Origin of the sequence: Mesorhizobium argentiipisi (SeqCode) (assembly GCF_037179585.1) — a bacterium.
GTDB classification, from domain to species: domain Bacteria; phylum Pseudomonadota; class Alphaproteobacteria; order Rhizobiales; family Rhizobiaceae; genus Mesorhizobium; species Mesorhizobium argentiipisi.
The window spans coordinates 310,516-329,874 of sequence record NZ_JAPYKO010000004.1; the positions used below are offsets into that span (position 1 = coordinate 310,516).

At 63.8% G+C, this 19,359-nt stretch carries 20 protein-coding genes; 9 read left to right on the forward strand and 11 right to left on the reverse strand.

Features of this window, described 5'->3' with window-relative positions; genetic code table 11:
• The first annotated feature begins 90 nt into the window (after window positions 1–90).
• The 6 genes from rbfA (at window position 91) to O7A05_RS09590 (ending at window position 6,785) form a co-directional block, all read left to right on the forward strand.
• Window positions 91–507, forward strand: a complete 417-nt coding sequence (rbfA, locus tag O7A05_RS09565) for a 30S ribosome-binding factor RbfA (RefSeq protein WP_337092753.1) — start codon at window positions 91–93, stop codon at window positions 505–507.
• On the forward strand, window positions 507–1,466 hold the full coding sequence (gene truB / locus O7A05_RS09570; RefSeq protein ID WP_337092754.1) for a tRNA pseudouridine(55) synthase TruB: 960 nt from the start codon (window positions 507–509) through the stop codon (window positions 1,464–1,466). The genes rbfA and truB overlap by 1 nt, the downstream gene beginning before the upstream one ends.
• A 46-nt stretch (window positions 1,467–1,512) precedes the next feature.
• Window positions 1,513–2,607 carry a magnesium/cobalt transporter CorA gene (gene corA, locus O7A05_RS09575; RefSeq protein ID WP_337092755.1) on the forward strand — a complete coding sequence of 365 codons (1,095 nt, stop codon included), beginning with the start codon at window positions 1,513–1,515 and terminating at the stop codon, window positions 2,605–2,607.
• Between the two features lie 295 nt (window positions 2,608–2,902).
• Window positions 2,903–3,172 (forward strand): 30S ribosomal protein S15, encoded by a 270-nt coding sequence (gene rpsO, locus O7A05_RS09580; RefSeq protein WP_027165894.1) that lies wholly within the window; start codon window positions 2,903–2,905, stop codon window positions 3,170–3,172.
• 363 nt (window positions 3,173–3,535) lie between these two features.
• Window positions 3,536–5,686, forward strand: coding sequence for a polyribonucleotide nucleotidyltransferase (gene pnp / locus O7A05_RS09585; protein ID WP_224581824.1), 2,151 nt, complete (start codon window positions 3,536–3,538; stop codon window positions 5,684–5,686).
• A gap of 91 nt (window positions 5,687–5,777) precedes the next feature.
• Complete coding sequence (locus tag O7A05_RS09590) at window positions 5,778–6,785, forward strand: class I SAM-dependent methyltransferase (RefSeq protein WP_337092757.1); 1,008 nt, start codon at window positions 5,778–5,780, stop codon at window positions 6,783–6,785.
• A 55-nt stretch (window positions 6,786–6,840) separates the two neighbouring features.
• On the opposite strand, the gene O7A05_RS09595 is transcribed toward O7A05_RS09590, so the two are convergent.
• The 4 genes from O7A05_RS09595 to fabA all read right to left on the reverse strand — a co-directional run bounded on the left by O7A05_RS09595 (window position 6,841) and on the right by fabA (window position 11,190).
• Window positions 6,841–8,394: a putative bifunctional diguanylate cyclase/phosphodiesterase gene (locus tag O7A05_RS09595; RefSeq protein ID WP_337092758.1), complete on the reverse strand. Its 1,554-nt coding sequence runs from the start codon at window positions 8,392–8,394 to the stop codon at window positions 6,841–6,843.
• A 102-nt stretch (window positions 8,395–8,496) separates the two neighbouring features.
• Entirely contained in the window at window positions 8,497–9,309 is an 813-nt protein-coding gene (gene fabI, locus O7A05_RS09600) for an enoyl-ACP reductase FabI (RefSeq protein ID WP_337092760.1), read from the reverse strand.
• A gap of 29 nt (window positions 9,310–9,338) precedes the next feature.
• Entirely contained in the window at window positions 9,339–10,559 is a 1,221-nt protein-coding gene (gene fabB / locus O7A05_RS09605) for a beta-ketoacyl-ACP synthase I (protein ID WP_337092761.1), read from the reverse strand.
• Between the two features lie 115 nt (window positions 10,560–10,674).
• Complete coding sequence (gene fabA / locus O7A05_RS09610) at window positions 10,675–11,190, reverse strand: 3-hydroxyacyl-[acyl-carrier-protein] dehydratase FabA (protein ID WP_224514067.1); 516 nt, start codon at window positions 11,188–11,190, stop codon at window positions 10,675–10,677.
• Between the two features lie 247 nt (window positions 11,191–11,437).
• Here fabA and irrA point away from each other — a divergent pair, with 247 nt between their 5' ends.
• On the forward strand, window positions 11,438–11,869 hold the full coding sequence (gene irrA, locus O7A05_RS09615; protein ID WP_337092762.1) for an iron response transcriptional regulator IrrA: 432 nt from the start codon (window positions 11,438–11,440) through the stop codon (window positions 11,867–11,869).
• A 10-nt stretch (window positions 11,870–11,879) separates the two neighbouring features.
• A complete protein-coding gene (locus O7A05_RS09620) occupies window positions 11,880–12,266 on the forward strand; it encodes a DUF4260 domain-containing protein (protein ID WP_337092807.1) in 387 nt (128 codons plus the stop codon).
• On the opposite strand, the gene O7A05_RS09625 is transcribed toward O7A05_RS09620, so the two are convergent.
• Window positions 12,256–12,813: an SH3 domain-containing protein gene (locus tag O7A05_RS09625; protein ID WP_337092763.1), complete on the reverse strand. Its 558-nt coding sequence runs from the start codon at window positions 12,811–12,813 to the stop codon at window positions 12,256–12,258. The two genes, O7A05_RS09620 and O7A05_RS09625, sit on opposite strands and share 11 nt — an antisense overlap.
• A 169-nt stretch (window positions 12,814–12,982) precedes the next feature.
• Here O7A05_RS09625 and O7A05_RS09630 point away from each other — a divergent pair, with 169 nt between their 5' ends.
• Window positions 12,983–13,984: a 2-hydroxyacid dehydrogenase gene (locus O7A05_RS09630; protein ID WP_224514062.1), complete on the forward strand. Its 1,002-nt coding sequence runs from the start codon at window positions 12,983–12,985 to the stop codon at window positions 13,982–13,984.
• Between the two features lie 3 nt (window positions 13,985–13,987).
• Here O7A05_RS09630 and O7A05_RS09635 read toward each other — a convergent pair whose 3' ends face one another.
• From O7A05_RS09635 to dnaN, 6 genes are all read right to left on the reverse strand, one after another.
• On the reverse strand, window positions 13,988–14,401 hold the full coding sequence (locus O7A05_RS09635; protein WP_337092764.1) for an aconitase X swivel domain-containing protein: 414 nt from the start codon (window positions 14,399–14,401) through the stop codon (window positions 13,988–13,990).
• Window positions 14,398–15,651: an aconitase X catalytic domain-containing protein gene (locus O7A05_RS09640; RefSeq protein ID WP_337092766.1), complete on the reverse strand. Its 1,254-nt coding sequence runs from the start codon at window positions 15,649–15,651 to the stop codon at window positions 14,398–14,400. The genes O7A05_RS09635 and O7A05_RS09640 overlap by 4 nt, the downstream gene beginning before the upstream one ends.
• A complete protein-coding gene (locus O7A05_RS09645; RefSeq protein ID WP_337092767.1) occupies window positions 15,648–16,136 on the reverse strand; it encodes a GNAT family N-acetyltransferase in 489 nt (162 codons plus the stop codon). Before O7A05_RS09645 ends, O7A05_RS09640 begins: the two co-directional genes overlap by 4 nt.
• A gap of 4 nt (window positions 16,137–16,140) precedes the next feature.
• A complete protein-coding gene (locus O7A05_RS09650; RefSeq protein ID WP_337092768.1) occupies window positions 16,141–16,896 on the reverse strand; it encodes a molybdopterin-synthase adenylyltransferase MoeB in 756 nt (251 codons plus the stop codon).
• 61 nt (window positions 16,897–16,957) lie between these two features.
• Complete coding sequence (gene recF, locus O7A05_RS09655) at window positions 16,958–18,124, reverse strand: DNA replication/repair protein RecF (protein ID WP_337092769.1); 1,167 nt, start codon at window positions 18,122–18,124, stop codon at window positions 16,958–16,960.
• Window positions 18,125–18,205: 81 nt separating this feature from the next.
• Complete coding sequence (dnaN, locus tag O7A05_RS09660) at window positions 18,206–19,324, reverse strand: DNA polymerase III subunit beta (protein ID WP_337092808.1); 1,119 nt, start codon at window positions 19,322–19,324, stop codon at window positions 18,206–18,208.
• Between the last annotated feature and the right edge of the window lie 35 nt (window positions 19,325–19,359).

A 19,359-nucleotide genomic window follows, 5' to 3' on the forward strand; every position in this document is an offset into this window, starting at 1 on the left:
GGCCGCAAGGCTGCCGCCCCGGCCGCTCATGCATTTGAGACATGCGGCGTGGTCCCATCCCGCGCTCCACGATTTCAGGACCCAGGAAAAATGCCCCGTTCGACAACATCAGGCCCTTCCCAGCGCATGCTGCGCGTCGGCGAGCAGGTGCGCCATGCCCTTTCCGAGACCTTGCAGCGCGGCGAGATCATCGATCCGGTGATCGAGAACAGCGTCGTCTCGGTCTCCGAGGTGCGCATGTCGCCCGATCTCAAGATCGCCACCGCCTTCGTCTCGCCGCTTGGCGCGGCCGATACGGGCGCCGTGGTCGAGGCGCTCAACAAGCACGCGAAATTCATCCGCGGCCGCGTCTCCGGCGCGCTAAGGCAGATGAAGTACATGCCGGAGTTCCGCTTCCGGCTCGACACGTCCTTCGACAATTTCGCGAAGATCAACGAACTGCTGAAATCGCCCGAAGTCGCGCGCGATCTCGACGATGGCAAGAACAACGACAAGGACGAGGAATAGTGGCGCGTCGCGGCAAGAAGAAGGGGCGGCCGGTCTCCGGCTGGGTGGTGTTGGACAAGCCGGTCGGCATGGGCTCAACCGAGGCCGTGTCCAAGATCAAATGGCTGTTCCAGGCCGAGAAGGCCGGCCATGCCGGCACGCTCGATCCGCTCGCCTCCGGCATGCTGCCGATCGCGCTCGGCGAGGCGACCAAGACCGTTCCCTATGTGCAGGACGGCGCCAAGGTCTACCGCTTCACCGTTGCCTGGGGCGAGGAACGCTCGACCGACGACCTCGAAGGCCCGGTGACCAAAAGCTCCGATCGTCGCCCGTCCGAGGCTGAAGTGCGGGCGCTGCTGCCGAACTACACCGGCGTCTTCATGCAGACGCCGCCACAATTCTCGGCCATCAAGATTGCCGGCGAGCGGGCCTACGATCTTGCCCGCGACGGCGAGACGGTCGAGATCCCGGCGCGCGAGATCGAGATCGGCCGCCTCGACATCGTCGAGCATGGTGCCGACAAAACCGTCTTCGAGGTCGAATGCGGCAAAGGCACCTATGTGCGCTCGCTGGCCCGCGACATGGGTCGCGATCTCGGCTGCTTCGGCCACATCTCCGAACTGCGCCGCATCGAGGTCGAGCCGTTCACGCCGGAGGATTTCGTCACGGTTGCCGAGCTGGAATCAGCCCGCTTTGGCGACAAGACAGAAGCGGCCTCGGACGAAGCCGAGGCGCCGCTCGATTTCAGCGCCATTGACGCCTTGCTGGTCGAAACGGCGGTGGCGCTCGACTGCCTGCCGCAGGTCGCCGTCAGCGACGACGCGGCGACGAAGATCCGCCTCGGCAATCCCGTCATCATTCGCGGCCGCGATGCGCCGGTCGAGGCCGAGGAGGCTTGCGCCACCGCGCGCGGCAAGCTCGTCGCCATCGGCGCCATCGAGCAGGGTATGTTCAAGCCCAAGCGGGTCTTTGCCGGGTGAATCCGGTCGTCTAAGCTCCGCTGAGTGCCGATACTTCAGGGATCTCATGGCCAAGGCTGACACTGGCAAGAAGCGGGCGCCGCTGAAAACCCGTCGACCACCGGTCGGCGCGTCGCCCGGCACGCTTATCGCCGATCCGGCTGCACGGCGAAGCGAGCTTCGGCTGACGCTGATCTCGCCCCAGAAATACGAAACCATCGACAATGCCTCGATCGACGATCTCAACACCCATTGCCAGAAATGGCCTGTCGTCTGGCTTGACTGCACGGGGCTTGCCAACATCCCGCTGATCGAGGAGATCGGCCGCATCTTCAACCTGCACCCGCTGGCGCTGGAGGATGTCGTCAACACCGGACAGCGACCCAAGGTGGATTTCTACGAGAATCATGCCTTCGTCGTCATGCGCATGATCGACGACGTCACCTCGCACCGCTACGAGCAGATCGCGCTGTTCTTCGGCGGCAATTTCGTCGTCACCTTCCAGGAACGCGAGGGCGATCCGTTCGATCCCGTACGCAAGCGCATTGCCGGCGCGATGCCCAACCGGCTGCGTTCGCGCGGCGCCGATTATCTCGCCTATGCGCTGATCGATGCCATCGTCGACAGCTATTTCCCGCCCATCGAGGCGGCGAGCGAAACGGTCGACGGCATCGAGGATGAGATGCTGAACAAGCCGCACAAGCATCAGATGCGGCAGCTGCATGAACTCAGGCGCGACGCCAACGTGCTGAAAGGCGTTCTGTGGCCGATGCGCGACGCGCTGGCGACGCTGATCCGCAACGACGTGCCCTTCGTGAAGGCCGAGACCAAGATATTCTTCAACGACACGCTCGATCATTCGCTGCGCCTGATCGAGCTGGTCGAGAACCAGCGCGACATGCTCACCGGCCTGATCGAGATGCATGTCTCGCTGACCCAGGCCAGCACCAACGACGTCATTTCCTATCTGACCATCGTCTCAGTGATCTTCATGCCGCTCACCTTCCTGGTCGGCGTCTGGGGCATGAATTTCGATCCGCAAAGCTCGCCCTGGAACATGCCCGAGCTGAAAGCCTATTACGGCTATCCCGCCTCGCTCATGTTCATGGCGATCGTTGCGGTCGGTCTGATTGCGTTCTTCAAATGGAAGAAGTGGCTCTAAAGCGCGTCGCGATGAAACGGATTCAGGCGACGCGCTTTAGGTCTTTGTTTTGATGCATGTCGTTTCCCAGAACCGCTGCACACTTCTGGGCGACATGCATTAGCCTTTGAATTCGCCTGTTTTCGCAACCGGAACCTGCGACAAGCCGGCTTGACAATTGGGCTGGTGTTTTTTCCGGAATTGCACTATATGCGCCGCAGCTTCGCGCCCCTGACGCGTCGCTTGCACTGGCCTCTGCTGGACGACATCCCGGCTGTGGGCGTCCCGTTTCCTCCAACAGATAAGGAAAAACACGATGTCGATCACTGCCGATCGCAAGAAGGAATTGATGACCGAATTCGCGACCGCCAAGGGCGACACCGGATCTCCGGAAGTCCAGGTTGCCATCCTTTCCGAGCGTATCAAGAACCTGACCGAGCACTTCAAGGATCACAAGAAGGATAACCATTCCCGCCGTGGTCTGCTTGCTCTGGTCTCCCAGCGCCGCAGCCTGCTTGACTACCTCAAGCGCAAGGATGACGCGCGCTATCAGACGCTGATCGACAAGCTCGGTCTGCGTCGCTGACGAATTGACCGGCGGGCTTTCCTCGGAGGGCCCGCCGGTCGCGCATTGGCGCATCGGATGGTCGGTGCGATAATGCCTGAGCGCGATGCGCTCTCGAAATCTGCATTCGCGCAGGGCGCGTTCCGGAAACAGCGGTTTCCGGCGTCATGCGCAAAGCCGGCCGATCAATCGGCCAAACCCGGTTCCGGACGTGCAGAGGGCTATTCGGAACCGCCCATGGACGGTCATGGGGCAGGATTGCAGGATGCTCGCTATTTGATCGAGCACCCCGTTGTCTTGCCCGTGGCTGCCCGAAGGAAGCCAGGAAAGGAGAACCCGTAGCCGTTAGGACGGCGCGGCCCTTCCGCATATGAAGGACAAGACATGTTCAATCAACACAAAGTGGAAATCGAATGGGGCGGCCGTCCGCTCATCCTCGAGACGGGCAAGATCGCGCGTCAGGCTGACGGCGCGGTGCTCGCCACCTATGGCGAGACCGTCGTTCTGGCCACCGTCGTTTCGATGAAGGAGCCGAAGCCCGGCCTCGATTTCTTCCCGCTTACCGTCAACTATCAGGAAAAGACCTATGCCGCCGGCAAGATCCCGGGCGGCTACTTCAAGCGCGAGGGCCGTCCGAGCGAGAAGGAAACGCTGGTTTCCCGCCTGATCGATCGTCCGATCCGCCCGCTTTTCGCCGACGGCTACAAGAACGACACCCAGATTGTCGTCACCGTCGTCCAGCATGATCTCGAGAACGATCCCGACATCCTGTCGATCGTCGCCACTTCCGCCGCGCTCACGCTTTCGGGCGTGCCCTTCATGGGCCCGATCGGCGGCGCCCGCGTCGGCTACATCAACGGCGAATATGTGCTCAACCCGCACATCGACGAGATGCAGGAATCCAAGCTCGACCTCGTCGTCGCCGGCACCGGCGACGCCGTGCTGATGGTCGAATCCGAGGCCAAGGAACTCTCCGAGGATCTGATGCTCGGCGCCGTCATGTTCGGCCACAAGAGCTTCCAGCCGGTGATCGAGGCGATCATCAAGCTGGCAGAGGTCGCCGCCAAGGAGCCGCGCGACTTCACCGCGCCGGATTATTCCGCGCTCGAAGCCGAGATGCTGAAGGTCGTCGGCGACGAGCTTCGCGAGGCCTACAAGATCACCGACAAGCAGTCGCGCTATGCCGCGGTCGACGCCGTCAAGGCGAAGGTCAAGGCCGCGTTCGCTCCGGCCGAGGGCGAGGAAGCCAAGTACACTTCCGAGCAGATCGGCAGCGTCTTCAAGGAGCTCCAGGCCAAAGTCGTGCGCTGGAACATCCTCGACACCGGCTCGCGCATCGACGGCCGCGATCTCAAGACCGTGCGCAAGATCGTCTCCGAAGTCGGCGTTCTGCCGCGCACCCATGGTTCGGCGCTGTTCACCCGCGGCGAGACTCAGGCGCTGGTCGTCGCCACGCTGGGCACCGGCGAGGACGAGCAGTATGTCGATTCGCTGACCGGCATGTACAAGGAGAAATTCCTTCTCCACTACAACTTCCCGCCCTACTCGGTCGGCGAAACCGGCCGCATGGGTTCGCCGGGCCGTCGCGAGATCGGCCATGGCAAGCTCGCCTGGCGCGCCATCCGCCCGATGCTGCCCAGCGCCGACCAGTTCCCCTACACGCTGCGTGTCGTCTCCGAGATCACCGAGTCCAACGGTTCGTCGTCAATGGCGACCGTCTGCGGCACCTCGCTGGCTCTGATGGATGCCGGCGTGCCGCTGGCCAAGCCGGTTGCCGGCATCGCCATGGGCTTGATCAAGGAAGGCGAGCGTTTCGCGGTGCTCTCCGACATCCTGGGCGATGAGGACCATCTCGGCGATATGGACTTCAAGGTCGCCGGGACCGCCAACGGTGTCACCTCGCTGCAGATGGACATCAAGATCGAGGGCATCACCCAGGAAATCATGGGCATCGCGCTTGCCCAGGCCAAGGACGGCCGCTTGCATATCCTGGGCGAGATGGCGCATGCGATCTCCGGCGCCCGCGCCGAGCTCGGCGAATTCGCGCCGCGCATCGAGGTCATGCATATCCCGACCGACAAGATCCGTGACGTCATCGGCTCCGGCGGCAAGGTGATCCGCGAGATCGTCGAGAAGACCGGCGCCAAGATCAACATCGAGGACGACGGCACGGTCAAGATCGCTTCGGCGAATGCCAAGGAGATCGAGGCGGCGAAGAAGTGGATCCACACCATCGTCGCCGAGCCGGAAGTCGGCGAGATCTATGAAGGCACCGTTGTCAAGACGGCCGACTTCGGCGCGTTCGTCAACTTCTTCGGCCCGCGCGACGGCCTCGTCCACATCTCGCAGCTCGCCAATGAGCGGGTCGCCAAGACCTCCGACGTCGTCAAGGAAGGCGACAAGGTTTGGGTCAAGCTGATGGGCTTCGACGAGCGCGGCAAGGTGCGCCTGTCGATGAAGGTCGTCGACCAGGCGACCGGCAAGGAAATCGTCCAGGACAAGAAGAAGTCGGACGGCGAGGAAGACGCCGCCTGATCGGTTTGACCGGATAATTCAAGACGGGCGCGCCGCGAGGTCGCGCCCGTTTTGTTTCAGGGAACTGCAAGAGTTCTACGGAGCAAGGTGAATGGCCGCGGAGCCGCTGAAGACGCTGTTCTACCCGTTCGAGGCCGAGGCGCTGCCTCTGCCGGGAAAGGATGCCCGCGTCCTGTTTCTCGGGGCCGAGCCCGGGTTCCGCCTGCCCGCCGGCTTCGAAGCGGCGCTGCATCTCGTGCAAGGCTTCCGGCCGCATTTTCGCGCCTTGCAGGCGTCCGGCTACATTGTCACGCCGCGCGTGGAAGGTTCCGGCTTCGACATGGCGCTGGTCCTTGCGGGCCGCCATCGCGGCCAGAATGAGCGGCGCATCGCCGATGCCATCGAGCGCGTCCTGCCGGGTGGATTGGTCATCATCGCCGGTGGCAAGGACGACGGCGTCGACAGCTTGCGCAAGCGGATCGACGCGCTGGCGCCGCTCGACGGTCATCTTCCCAAGCATCACGGCGTTGCTTTCTGGTTGCGGCGGACCGGCACAGAGGCGGCCGCGACACTGCGCGCCGGCAATCCCGATCTTGTCGTCGAAGGCGGCTTCAAGACCCAGCCCGGCATGTTTTCCTTCGATCGGGTCGATGCCGGTTCGAAACTGCTGGCCGCGAACTTGCCTCACGATCTCAAGGGCAATGTCGCTGATTTCTGCGCCGGCTGGGGTTACCTGGCGGCCGAAGTCCTGCAGCGTTCGCATGGCCTCACCGCGCTCGATCTCTATGAAGCGGATTTCGAGGCCCTGGAAGCAGCCAGGCTGAACGTCCATGGTGTCATCGAGCCGCGCTTCTTCTGGATAGATCTGCTCATAGAGGCGGTCGAACGGCGCTACGATGCAATCGTCATGAACCCGCCTTACCACAGCGGCCGCGCCGCCGAGCCGGGCATCGGCGCCGGCATGATCCGCGCCGCGTCCAAGGCGCTGAAACCGGGCGGCCGCCTGTTCATGGTCGCCAACCGCCAGCTTCCTTACGAACAGGTGCTCTCCGCTGCCTTCGCCAGCCATGCCGAGATTGCCCGCGACGGCATGTTCAAGGTGTTTTCGGCGCGCCGCTGAAGCAATTCCAGTGAAGCGGTTTCCTGCTGGAATTGCGCCAGGAAAGCGAGGCGCTTTACTGCACGCTGACGATGCGGGCCGGCTCATGCGTGTCGAAGGCGGGACGCGCTTCGCCGAGCTCGACCTTGAGCGGCGCCGGCCGGCCGAACAGATAGCCCTGCACCACCTCGCAGCCGGCGGCCTGAAGCAGCGTGGCCTGGTTCTCGGTCTCCACGCCCTCGGCGATGATGCCGACGCCCAGCGCCCGCGACAGGCCGACAATGGTCGAAACGATCGCGCCGGAGCTGGAGTCGGTGTCGATGCGGCTGACGAAGGAACGGTCGATCTTCAGCTTGCCGAAGGAGAAGTCGATCAGGTAGCTCAAATTGGAATAGCCCGTGCCGAAATCGTCGACGGCCACGGAGATACCCATCTCGGCAAGCTGCTCCAGGATCGCCGCGGCGCGGTCGCGATCCTGCATCATCGCCGTCTCGGTGACCTCGAGCTCCAGCCGCGACGGCTTGACGCCGGTCGATTCCATCACGTCCCGCACGATGCCGATGAAATCCCTGGTCATGAACTGGACCGGCGAGATATTGACGGCGACGAAGCAATCCTGCGGCAGGAACCGGGCGTCGCTGCAGGCTTTGCGCAGCACCCATTCGCCGATCGGATTGATCATGCCGGTCTCTTCGGCGATCGGAATGAATTCCATTGGCGGGATCATGCCGCGCTCTGGATGCTTCCAGCGGATCAGCGCCTCATAGCCGACGACGCGGCCGCTCGGCAGGTTGAGCTGCGGCTGGTAGTGCAGGCTGAAGTCGCCGCGGTCGAAGGCGGTCTTCAGCTCCGATTCGATCCACTGCCGGTAATCCGCCACGCGGCCCATGTCGGCGTGGAAGACGGACCAGTTGCCGATGCCGCTGGCACGCGCGTTCTGCAGCGCAAGGTTCGACCGGCGCAGGACCAGGACCGGGTCGACGCCGTCTTTCGGCATCGCCGCGATGCCGACCGACAGGCTGACCGACTGCAGGTGGCTCCGCAGCTGGTAGGGCTCCATCATCTCGTTGATGAGCTTCTCGATGAGCCGCTCGATCGAACCCCTGATGTCACCGTCAGGCAGCAGCACGCCGAATTCGCCGGCGCCGATACGCCCGATCACCGCGTTCTTCGGCATGTTCTCCTTCAGCCTGTCGGTGACGGCGCGGATCAGTTCGTCGCCCTGGCTGTAGCCGATGGCGTCGTTGATCTGCTTGAAGCGGTCGATGTCGATGTCGACCAAGAACACCGGCTCGCCGGTTCGAATGGTCGCGGAGGCAGCTTCGGCTATCTTGCCGACCATGGCCTGGCGCGACAAAAGGCCGGTCAGCTTGTCGAAATGGGTTTCTTTGAAGACATAGGCCACCGACTCATCGACGCCCGCGAAGAACGACAGCGCGGCACCGCCGGCGGCTAAAGCGCAGAGCGCTGCGATGATGCCGGCCATCGTTTCTGCCGGCATGCCGGCCATGCCGTCGCCGAAGCCGAACCGCAGCCCCCATAGTCCAAGGATGAAACTGCCCATGCCCGAGCTGGCGATGGTTATCAGCCGGAACAGCGGAGTCCGTTTGGGATTGCTGACTGCAGGCATGCATGGTCCCTGGATTACGGGGCCGTATAGCGGACATCTCCTTAAAATGAGTTTCCCCCGATGCATGCAATTTTACTGGAACGCTACTATCGCAGCCGCAAACTATTCGCGCATGCCGTCGTTCTGCTTCAATTCCTCCAGTGCCGGCATCGAAACGATGTGATAGCCGGAATCCACATAGTGGATCTCACCGGTGACGCCCGACGACAGATCGGAGAGCAGATAGAGCGCCGAGCCGCCGACTTCGTCGATGGTCACGGTGCGCCGCAAAGGCGAATTGCGCTGCTGGTAGGAGAACATGTGGCGGGCGTCGGACACGCCGGAGCCGGCCAGCGTCCGCACCGGCCCGGCCGAGATGCCGTTCACCCTGATGCCGCGCGGGCCGTAGTCGTTGGCGAGATAGCGCACGCTGGCCTCCAGCCCGGCCTTGGCGACGCCCATGACGTTATAGTTCGGCATCACCCTGACGGAGCCGGCATAGGTGAGCGTGATCATCGAGCCGCCATTGCCCATCAGCGCAGCGGCGTTGCGGGCGATCTCGGTGAAGGAATAGCAGGAGATCACCATGGTGCGCACGAAATTGTCGCGGCTGGTGTCGGCGTAGAGGCCCTTCAGCTCGTTCTTGTCGGAAAAGCCGATGGCGTGCACCAAGAAGTCCAGCCCGCCCCAGGTTTTACGGAGGGTCTCGAAAGTCGCGGTGACCGAGGCGCTGTCTTCGACATCACAGGGCACGATCAGCGAGGCGCCCACCTTCTCGGCCAGCGGCTTGACCCTGCGCCCGAAGGCGTCGCCCTGGTAGGTGAAGGCGAGCTCCGCCCCATGTTCCGACAGCTTCTTGGCGATGCCCCAGGCAATCGAATGGTCGTTGGCGACACCCATGACAAGCCCGCGCTTGCCCTTCATCAACCCGTCCATAAAAGGCAATCCTTATAAAAACGCCGGCTCTATGCGGAATAGCGCTGGAAAATCAACGTCGCGTTGGTGCCACCGAAACCAAAGGAGTTGGACAGCACGGTGTCGATCTTGGCGTTGTCGATACGCTTGCGCACGATCGGCATGCCCTCGAATTCCGGATCGAGCTCTTCGATATGGGCGCTCTCGCCGATGAAGCCGCCCTGCATCATCAGGATCGAATAGATCGATTCCTGCACGCCGGCCGCTCCCAGCGAATGGCCGGTGAGCGACTTGGTCGAGGTGATGTAAGGCATCTTGTCGCCGAACACCTCGCGAATGGCGCCCATTTCCTTGGAATCGCCGACCGGCGTCGAGGTGCCGTGGGTGTTGATATAGTCGACCGGCGATGGCACCGTGGCAAGCGCCTGCCGCATGCAGCGGATAGCGCCTTCGCCCGAAGGAGCGACCATGTCGTAGCCGTCGGATGTCGCGCCATAACCGACGATCTCGGCATAGATCTTTGCGCCACGCGCCTTGGCGTGTTCCAATTCCTCCAGCACCAGCACGCCGGCGCCTCCGGCGATGACGAAGCCGTCGCGGTTGACGTCATAGGCGCGCGAAGCGGCCGATGCATTGTCGTTGAACTTCGACGACATGGCGCCCATGGCGTCGAACAGGTCCGACATGGTCCAGTCGAGGTCCTCGTGGCCGCCGGCAAACATCACATCCTGCTTGCCCCATTGGATCAGCTCATAGGCATTGCCTATGCAATGCGCGGAGGTCGAGCAGGCCGACGAGATCGAGTAGTTGACGCCGTGGATCTTGAACCAGGTCGCCAGGGTGGCAGACGCCGTCGACGACATGGCCTTCGGCACGGCGAACGGGCCGATGCGCTTGGGGCTGTTGTTCTTGACCGTGGTCTCGGCCGCTTCGACGATGGTTCGGGTCGACGGCCCGCCGGAACCCATTACGATGCCGGTCCGCTCATTGGTGATGTCGCCTTCGCTTAAGCCGGCATCGGCGATCGCCTGGTCCATGGCGACATGGTTCCAGGCCGCGCCCTGGCTCAGGAAACGCATGGCACGACGATCGATCATCGGGGTGGGATCGAGCGTCGGCGCGCCCCAGACCTGGCAGCGGAAGCCGTGTTCGGCGAAGGAATTGGAAAAGCTGATGCCGGATTTGGCATCGTAAAGCGAGCTCTGCACCTCGTTGGCATTGTTGCCGATCGACGACACAATGCCGAGCCCTGTCACTACGACCCGTCTCATTCGCAACTCCTTCCGGCGTATTTGGGCGAAAAACCTAGCCGGTTTTCGCTTTTGATCATACGCAAATAAACTGGCGCGGCGTGCATTGGCTGCGCGACGCCGTGGCGAAAAACGGTCAGGCGGCCGGCTGCTTGGACAGACCGACTTTCAGATCCGTAGCCGCGTATATGGGTTCGCCATCCGCCTTGAGCCAGCCGTCGGCTATGCCGAGCACCAGCCGGCCCCGCATCACGCGCTTGAAGTCGACGCCATATTCGACCTTCTTCACTGACGGCGTCACCATGCCCTTGAACTTCACCTCGCCGGTCGAAAGCGCCATGCCCTTGCCGGGTTCGCCCAGCCAGCCGAGATAGAAACCGGTCAACTGCCACATGGCGTCGAGGCCGAGACAGCCCGGCATGATCGGATTGCCGATGAAGTGGCAGGCGAAGAACCAAAGATCCGGCTTGATGTCGAATTCGGCGCGGATGAAGCCCTTGTCGAAAGCGCCGCCGGTCTCGCTGATCTCGGTGATGCGGTCGAACATCAGCATCGGTGGGTAGGGCAGCTGGGCATTGCCCGGGCCGAACAGCTCGCCGCGGGCGCAAGCAAGCAGTTCCTCGTAATCGTAGCTGGACTTTTGATCCGCCATCAAATTTCTGTCCCCGTGTTCTTTAGCGGGCGGCAGGGCGCCCTTCTCGTTGGTTTCCTAACACACTCTGTTTGCGGCCGGAAACCGGCGTTTGCGCTTAACCCGTGCGCCTGCCCGGGTCAATGCGCGCTATTGATCGCATTCGGACTACAGAATATATGTCGGCTGATGTCCGGTTTTGGCTTTTGACGTCTTTTGCCATTCTGGACCTGTTGATGGGCTGGGCAGCAAGCTTCGACGCGAAGAGATGGATTCGGGCTACCGGAAGGAAAATGTCGCTGTGGACAAGCGGGTTCGCGAAGCCGGCCTGAGGCCGACGCGTCAGCGCATTGCGCTGGCCGATCTGCTTTTCGCCAAGGGCGACCGCCACCTTGCGGCCGAGGAACTGCACGAAGAGGCGATCGCCGCCGGGGTGCCGGTCTCGCTGGCGACGGTCTACAACGCGCTCCACCAGTTCACGCAGGCCGGCCTGCTGCGCATCCTCGCGGTCGAAGGGTCGAAAACCTATTTCGACACCAACACGTCCGATCACCACCACTTCTACATCGAAGGCGAGAATCGCATTTTCGATATTGAAAGCGGACCGGTGACCGTCTCCAACCTGCCGGCTCCTCCGGAAGGCATGGAGATCGCCAACGTCGACATCGTCGTGAGGCTTCGCCCGAAACGCGGCGACTGATCCCGTGGCGATGCGGCCCGTCGATTTGATTGTCCGGTTTGAATGGGCCACCGTCGCTGCATTGGTCATTGTTTGCTATGCAATCTCCGGCTTTTCCTGGTGGCTGTTTGCGCTGCTCATCCTTGCGCCGGACCTGTCGATGCTGGGCTATCTCGCCGGGCCAAGCGTCGGCGCCGTCACCTACAACGCCTTGCATATCCTGATTGCCCCGCTCGTGCTTCTGCTTGCGGGCGCGTTGCTCGCCGGCCCGATTACGACCGCCGTCGCGCTCATCTGGATCGCGCACATCGCCATCGACCGTGCCCTCGGCTACGGCCTCAAGCTGCCCACTGGTTTTCAGGATACGCATCTCGGCCGCATCGGCCGCGACCGCAAGGCCAGCGAACTCAGTTCTTGACCTTCTCGCCGGGATAGGCGCCCCACACCTGCGACTGCGCCATCCAGCCGGTGTGCCCGTCGAAGGTCATCTCGCACCATTGGCCGTCGCATTTCTTGATCGAGCCGATCACGCCCGGCTCGACGATGGCGACGACACCGGCATCCTTGTCGGGCTCGTCGAGCAGGTTGATTCGCCCGCCCTTGCCGCGCTGCCAGGGCGCGACGATCGCGGTGCGGCGGCCGGAGAGCAGCGACTGGTTGATCCAGCCTTCCGAGCCGTCGGCATCGCGCACGCGGCGCCAGGTGTCGAATTCCTGGATGACCTCCATCGGCAGACCGGCCTTCAGATACATCCAGTTGACGGAATAATTGGCGCCCGGGCCGACGCGCGAATTAACACGGGCCGGCTTCAGGCTGACGAAGCGCGGCAGCGGCAGGCCGCTCGGCCCAAGCGTTATGGTTTGGGTCGGCGCGGCCGCGCCTTGCGCCAAAGCCTGCGGCGCGCAAAACAGGGCGCCGAGAATAGCTGCGCTGAAGGCCAGGCGAAGTGACGCGAAACCAGACACTTTCGTTCCTTTCGGCGCCGGTCCGTCGGGATGAGCGCCCCTTTTTCTTTGTCTTCGGCGGCACCGCTTGTTACAGGAGTGGGCTGATGCCGCGACTGGCTACAAGTTTCGCCGGTCTTGGTTAAAGAGGTCTCAACGAGATCGGTTTCGAGGAAGCTTCGGGGATAAAATGGCAGGCAAAAAACGGCCCCTCGTCGTCATCACGCGCAAGCTGCCCGATCCAGTCGAAACGCGCATGCGCGAGCTGTTCGACGCAAGGCTGAATGTCGAGGACCGGCCGATGACGCAGCCGGAGCTGGTCGCCGCGGTCAAGGAAGCCGACGTGCTGGTTCCCACCATCACGGACCATATCGACGCCGCGCTGATCGCCCAGGCCGGCGAAAACCTCAAGCTGATCGCGAATTTCGGCAACGGCGTCGACAAGATCGACGTCGCGGCCGCCGCCAAGAAAGGCATCACTGTCACCAACACGCCCAATGTGCTCACCGAAGACACTGCCGACATGACCATGGCGCTGATGCTCGCCGTGCCGCGCAGGCTCGCCGAAGGCGCCAATGTGTTGACGGGTGAGAAGAAATGGGCCGGCTGGTCGCCGACCTGGATGCTCGGCCGGCGCATCTGGGGCAAACGTCTCGGCATCGTCGGCATGGGCCGCATCGGCACGGCGGTTGCCAGGCGGGCCAAGGCCTTCGGCCTGTCGATCCACTACCACAACCGGCACCGCGTGCTGCCCGCCGTTGAGGAGGAGCTGGAGGCGACCTATTGGGAAAGCCTCGACCAGATGCTGGCCCGCATGGACATCATCTCGGTCAACTGCCCGTCGACGCCGGCGACGTTCCACCTTTTGTCCGGCCGTCGCCTCGCGCTGATGCAGCCTTCGGCCTATATCGTCAACACCGCGCGCGGCGACATCATCGACGAGGAATCGCTGATCAAGCTCATCCATGACGGCAAGATCGCCGGAGCCGGCCTCGACGTCTACGAGCATGAGCCGGCGCTGAACAGCAAGCTCTTGAAGCTTGCCGCCAAGGGTAAGGTGGTGCTTTTGCCGCATATGGGCTCGGCCACGCTCGAGGGCCGCATCGACATGGGCGAGAAGGTAATCATCAACATCCGCGCCTTCTTCGACGGCCACCGCCCGCCGGACCGCGTGCTGCCGCTCAGGACCTGAGGCTTATTCGCCAAAGACGGCGAGAGCGCCGTCCTCGGTTATTCTCACCCTGCCGCCATAGGTTTCGAACGCGTCTCGGCCAAGCCGCACCGCCATCGGCGTTTCCCAGCCCATCTCACGGGCAACGATCAGGCCAAGCAGCAGGATGGCGTCCGGCTCGTGCAGCACCAGGCCGGCCGGCGCGCGGCCATTATGGACCAGTTCCATCAGCACCGCCGAAGCGGATGACGAGCCGATCGTGCCCGGCAGGAACAGCACCCGGCCGGCGATGATTTCCCCATGCTGCGGATGGCGGACATCGGCGATGCGGCCTGTTTTCGGGTCGACGCCGCCCCAGAAGCTGATCGGCGCCGTCAGCACCAGCGCTTCGCCTTCGCCCGCCTTGCCCGGCACCAGGATTTCGGCTGCTGTGCTCATGCGGCGATATCCGTGAAGACCGGCTTGCCGAGGACCGCGCTTTCGACGCAATCGGCGAGCGAGGCATAGAGCACCGCATAGCCGGTGTTGCCCGGCGCGTAATGCGCGAACTTGCCCGAATTGGTCATCAGCACGCCATTGCCGAGCTCCGGCATGATCGGCGTCACCACCACACATGTATCGGCGACGATGACGACCCCGCTCGCCTCGAGCCTTTTTCGCCGGCCGTCCCGCTCCAGCAGGGGAAGCGCGTGACGGCCGGTGCAGGCATAGATCGGGACAGTGAGGCGCCGCCCGGCGATCAGGCGTTCCAGGCTGTCGAACTCGGCGTTCGACAGATGTGGGCTGCCGATCGCCACCGCGTCAATGGTCTCGGTCGCTGCCGCGGTCGACAGGCCCGCGCGCGCCGTCGCCACCATGTCGTATGTCACGCGGATCACCGCTTCCGGCTCCGGCGAGGCCAGAATGGCTTCGACGTCGGGAGCCTCGGGCGTCACGCCGGCAATGTGGAACAGGCCGACCGCGCCGGACGATGCGGCCGCCGCGCCGAAGGCTTTCAGCGCGTCTTCGCCGGGATGACCCGTCACGCCGGTGAGGACACCGATCGCATTGCCTACCTCGCGGCCATAGAGGCTGCCCAGCACTGGCCAGGCGATCTCGGAGGCAAGGAAGGATGGCGAGAGGCCCGAGACGTCGAAAACGAGCCGGGCACGGCGATTGTCAGGCCGGTGCAGGCCGTAATCCGGCGCGCGGCCGGTGATGGCGCAGGCAATGTCCAGGAAATCGCCATAGCGGTTGGTCCGCGCGCCCAGCACCGAATTGCAGAAGACGACCGCGTTGGACTCGCCCCAGGCCACGTCGCTGCCGAGGGTGGGCCTGTGTCCGGCCTGGTAGGGGGCGCAGGTCCAGCTCTGCTCGCAGCCCAGCTTGCGATAAGCCTCCATCATCCGCCGCGCCATGCCGCGCTGTGGCTCTTTCAGGCGGATACGCGAACAACCCATCAGGTCGAGCGCCCCCACATTGAGTGTCGAGCGTACCGCGACCTTCGCGCCGCCTTCGACCAGTCTTTCGGCGAACAGCGTGCCGGAATCGCCGTGGTACAGCCCGCCGTCGATATGGGTGGAGGCGATCGGGATCAGCCGCGGCGCGCCGAGCAGGCGAGCGCTTTCGGCGACGATGCGCATCGCCATGCCCGCGCCGTCCTGCTTGGCGGCGATCGCCTGTTCTTTTGGGCTGAGCGAAAGGCTCAAGACAGCACCTTGCGCATGGTGATGGAGGTCGGCCTGTCATAGCCCTCATGCGCCGTGCGCGCGATCTCGCGAAAGCCGAGCCGGGCGAAGGCAGCATGGTTTGCCGTCAGTTCGATGCGGGTCTGCAGTTCGATCGCATTCTTGCCGCGTTCGCGGGCGAGATCCTCGACCGCCCGCATCAGCCGGGTTCCGATGCCTTGGCCCTGGAGCCGCGGCTCGACCGCGAGCTTGCCGACATAGAAATCCCGCGCCCGTTCCAGCGCGAAGACGCAGCCGACGATGCGGCCGTTTTCGAGGGCCAGAAACCCGGTTTCCCGTTTCGCCTTCGCGGCAAGCGCCTCGGCGGTCAAAAGATGCGCCGAGGAGAGCGGGTCGATGACGCCATCCATATAGGCAAAGGCGCGCCGGATCAGCGCGAGCAGGTCGTCCCACTGATCGAAATCCGCTGGAAGGCCGGTTATGGAGATGCCGACGCTCTGGTCCATGCCCTCAGACGGCCTTGTAGCGAATGGTATCGAAGCGGGCCGTGAGCCCGTCATAGAGCAGCAGCCGGCCGATCAGCGGCTCGCCTATGCCGGTGATAAGCTTGATCGCTTCCATCGCCTCCAGCGTGCCGATGACGCCCGTCAGCGCGCCGACGATACCGGCAACGGCGCAGGACGGCACCAGCCCTTCGGGCGGTGCTTCCGGGAATAGATCGCGATAGCTCGGATTGCGCTTGCCGTCGGTGCCCGTCTCGAACGGCTTCAGCACCGTCACCGAGCCGTCGAAGCGGCCGACGGCGGCCGTGACGAGGGGTTTCTTCTCACTGGCGCAGGCATCGGCGGCCGCGTAGCGCGTTTCGAAATTGTCGGAGCCGTCGACAACGACATCGTAGCGCGTGACGAGGGCAGGGGCGTTCTCTTCCGTCAGCCTCAGGCGATGCGATTCCACGGAGACGTTGGGGTTGACGCGCATGATCGCCGCGGCAGCGCTGTCGGTCTTGGCCATGCCGATCGTGTCGCTGCCATGGATGACCTGCCGCTGCAGGTTGGATAGCGAAACCGTGTCGTCATCGACAATGCCGAGCGTGCCGACGCCGGCAGCGGCAAGATATTCCAGCACCGGCGCGCCGAGCCCGCCGGCGCCGATCACCAGCACCCGCGCCCGTTTCAGCTTCTGCTGGCCCGGCCCGCCGATCTCCGGCAACACGATGTGGCGGGCATAGCGTTCGAGCTCTTCGTCGGTCAGGGCGGCGTCGGTCATGGCTGGACCTTATAGCGGCGAGAAAATCTTGTCATGCACATGCAAGGCAGAGACTTGGTCCTCAAAAACCAGTCGTCCGCTCGACGCTGCCGTGATCGACCGTCAGGAATTGCGCTCTGCCTGCAAGGCTCGAAAACAAGGCGGCATCCGTGCCGGTCATGAAGGCCTGGCAGTTCAGTTCTTCCAGGATCGAGAACAACGCCGCGCGCCGGCCCGCGTCGAGATGCGCGGCGATCTCGTCCAGGAGAAGGATCGGCGTCAGTCCCGACATCTCGCCGGTCAACCTGGCATGCGACAGCACGATGGCGACCAGCAGCGCCTTCTGCTCGCCGGTCGAGCACAGTTCGGCCGGCATCGACTTCGGCCGGTGCCGCACCACGAGGTCGGAACGGTGGGGACCGTCCAGCGTGCGGCCAGCGGCACGGTCGCGCTCGCGGCCGTTGGCAAGCGCGTGGCGGAAGCGCTCCTCCACATCGACGGCCGGCGCGACGGCGACCTCGCTCTCCAGGTCCCCCGAGAGACTGATGTCGGCCTGCGGAAACGGCCCGCTGCCGGGCAATCTGTCGATCATGGCGGCAAGCAGCCGCACCAGCTCGGCCCGCGCCGCCGCGATCGCCACCCCGGTCTCGGCCATCTGCATCTCGATCGCGTCGAACCAGGCGCCGTCGCGGGAACCTTCGGTAAGCAGGCGGTTACGGCCGCGCATGGCTTTCTCGTAGTCGAGCGCGCGCTGGCCATGGCCGGGGTCGATCGCCAGTACCAGCCGATCGAGGAAGCGGCGGCGGTCCGCCGCCGGCCCGGGAAACAGCCCGTCCATCGCCGGCGTCAGCCAGACGACCCGCAGCCATTCCAGCATATCCTCGGCCGATCGCGCCGGCGCGCCGTTGATCCGCACCTTCCTGCCGCCTTCGCCGGCGGCGTCGCCGCCGGACATGCCGGTGCCGATCTCGACCTCTCCTTCCGGTCCCTCGATGCGCGCATGCAAGGCGAAGCCGCCATCGCCGCCTTCGCGCGCGACATCCGCATAGGGCGCGCGGCGCAGGCCCCGGCCGGGTGTCAGGAACGAGATCGCTTCCAGGAGATTGGTCTTGCCCGCGCCATTGTCGCCCGACAACACCACCGCGCCAGGGGCAAGGTCGAGCGACAGCGCCGCGTAGTTGCGGAAATTCGTAAGTGTTAGCTTACTTAAATAGCTTTGCTGCCGAAGCTGTTTCGCATCCGCGGTCACGGCGACACATCGGGTCCGCTAGAGCAATTCCAGGAAAAGTGCACAGCGGTTTTCCGTCCGGAACTGCCCCGACAAAGCACCCTAGACCCGCATCGGCATCAGCACATAGAGCGCTGTTTCGTCGGCCATGTCATGGATCAGCGTCGGCGAACCGGCGTCGGCCAGCATGAACTTGGCCTCGGAACCGGTGAGCTGGGCCGCGACATCGAGCAGGTATTTGGCATTGAAGCCGATCTCGATCGGGTCCGACGAATAGTCGGCCGCCAGTTCCTCGGTGGCGCTGCCCGAATCCGGATTGTTGACCGCGAGCGTCACCTGGCCGTCATTGATCGACAGTTTCACCGCCCGGCCGCGCTCGGAGGAAATGGTCGAAACGCGGTCTACCGCTGCGGCGAAGCTCTGGCGATCGATGATCAGCTTCTTGTCGTTGCCGGTCGGGATGACACGCTGATAGTCGGGGAAAGTGCCGTCGATCAGCTTCGAGGTCAAAACCACACTGCCGATGGTGAAGCGGATCTTGGTGTCCGACAGCTCCGTGGTCACCGCCACATCGGGATCGTCGACCAGCTTCTGCAGCTCGCTCACCGTCTTGCGCGGAATGATGATGCCGGGCATGCCTTCGGAACCCGCCGGCGCGTCGATCTCGGCCCGCGCCAGGCGATGCCCATCGGTCGCCACCGAGCGCAGCTTCAATTTGCCGCCCACCTCATGCGTGTGCAGGAAGATGCCGTTGAGATAGTAGCGCGTCTCCTCGGTGGAGATGGCGAACTGTGTCTTGTCGATCAGCCCCTTGAGCGCCGCCGATTCCAGCCGGAAGATATGTGAGAACGAACCGGCCGAAAGCTCCGGGAAGTCGGATTGCGGCAGGCACTGCAGACGGAAGCTCGAACGGCCGGAGGTGACGGTCATCGCGTTGCCGTCCTCGTCCGTCTTCAGCATCACCTCGGCGCCGTCGGAAAGCTTGCGCACGATATCGTAGAGCAGATGCGCCGGCACCGTCGTCGCGCCGCCACGCTCGACCTTGGCGGGCGTCGCCTCCGTGACTTCGAGGTCGAGGTCGGTCGCCTTCATCTCAAGGCTGGCGCCCTCGGCGCTGAGCAGCACGTTGGACAGGATCGGAATGGTGTTGCGCCGCTCGACCACGCGGTGGACGTGGTTGAGGGACTTCAGGAGATTTGACCGTTCCAGGATAACACGCATGACGAACAGGCTCGCTTCAATGAATGAACGGGTCA

What these genes read in the sequence shown, in the direction of transcription:
- rbfA (WP_337092753.1), top strand. Translation starts at nt 91, where the DNA reads ATGCCCCGTTCGACAACATCAGGCCCTTCCCAGCGCATGCTGCGCGTC.
- corA (WP_337092755.1), top strand. Translation starts at nt 1,513, where the DNA reads ATGGCCAAGGCTGACACTGGCAAGAAGCGGGCGCCGCTGAAAACCCGT.
- rpsO (WP_027165894.1), top strand. Translation starts at nt 2,903, where the DNA reads ATGTCGATCACTGCCGATCGCAAGAAGGAATTGATGACCGAATTCGCG.
- pnp (WP_224581824.1), top strand. Translation starts at nt 3,536, where the DNA reads ATGTTCAATCAACACAAAGTGGAAATCGAATGGGGCGGCCGTCCGCTC.
- O7A05_RS09590 (WP_337092757.1), top strand. Translation starts at nt 5,778, where the DNA reads ATGGCCGCGGAGCCGCTGAAGACGCTGTTCTACCCGTTCGAGGCCGAG.
- O7A05_RS09595 (WP_337092758.1), bottom strand. Translation starts at nt 8,394, where the DNA reads ATGCCTGCAGTCAGCAATCCCAAACGGACTCCGCTGTTCCGGCTGATA.
- fabI (WP_337092760.1), bottom strand. Translation starts at nt 9,309, where the DNA reads ATGGACGGGTTGATGAAGGGCAAGCGCGGGCTTGTCATGGGTGTCGCC.
- fabB (WP_337092761.1), bottom strand. Translation starts at nt 10,559, where the DNA reads ATGAGACGGGTCGTAGTGACAGGGCTCGGCATTGTGTCGTCGATCGGC.
- fabA (WP_224514067.1), bottom strand. Translation starts at nt 11,190, where the DNA reads ATGGCGGATCAAAAGTCCAGCTACGATTACGAGGAACTGCTTGCTTGC.
- irrA (WP_337092762.1), top strand. Translation starts at nt 11,438, where the DNA reads ATGGATTCGGGCTACCGGAAGGAAAATGTCGCTGTGGACAAGCGGGTT.
- O7A05_RS09620 (WP_337092807.1), top strand. Translation starts at nt 11,880, where the DNA reads ATGCGGCCCGTCGATTTGATTGTCCGGTTTGAATGGGCCACCGTCGCT.
- O7A05_RS09630 (WP_224514062.1), top strand. Translation starts at nt 12,983, where the DNA reads ATGGCAGGCAAAAAACGGCCCCTCGTCGTCATCACGCGCAAGCTGCCC.
- O7A05_RS09635 (WP_337092764.1), bottom strand. Translation starts at nt 14,401, where the DNA reads ATGAGCACAGCAGCCGAAATCCTGGTGCCGGGCAAGGCGGGCGAAGGC.
- O7A05_RS09645 (WP_337092767.1), bottom strand. Translation starts at nt 16,136, where the DNA reads ATGGACCAGAGCGTCGGCATCTCCATAACCGGCCTTCCAGCGGATTTC.
- O7A05_RS09650 (WP_337092768.1), bottom strand. Translation starts at nt 16,896, where the DNA reads ATGACCGACGCCGCCCTGACCGACGAAGAGCTCGAACGCTATGCCCGC.
- dnaN (WP_337092808.1), bottom strand. Translation starts at nt 19,324, where the DNA reads ATGCGTGTTATCCTGGAACGGTCAAATCTCCTGAAGTCCCTCAACCAC.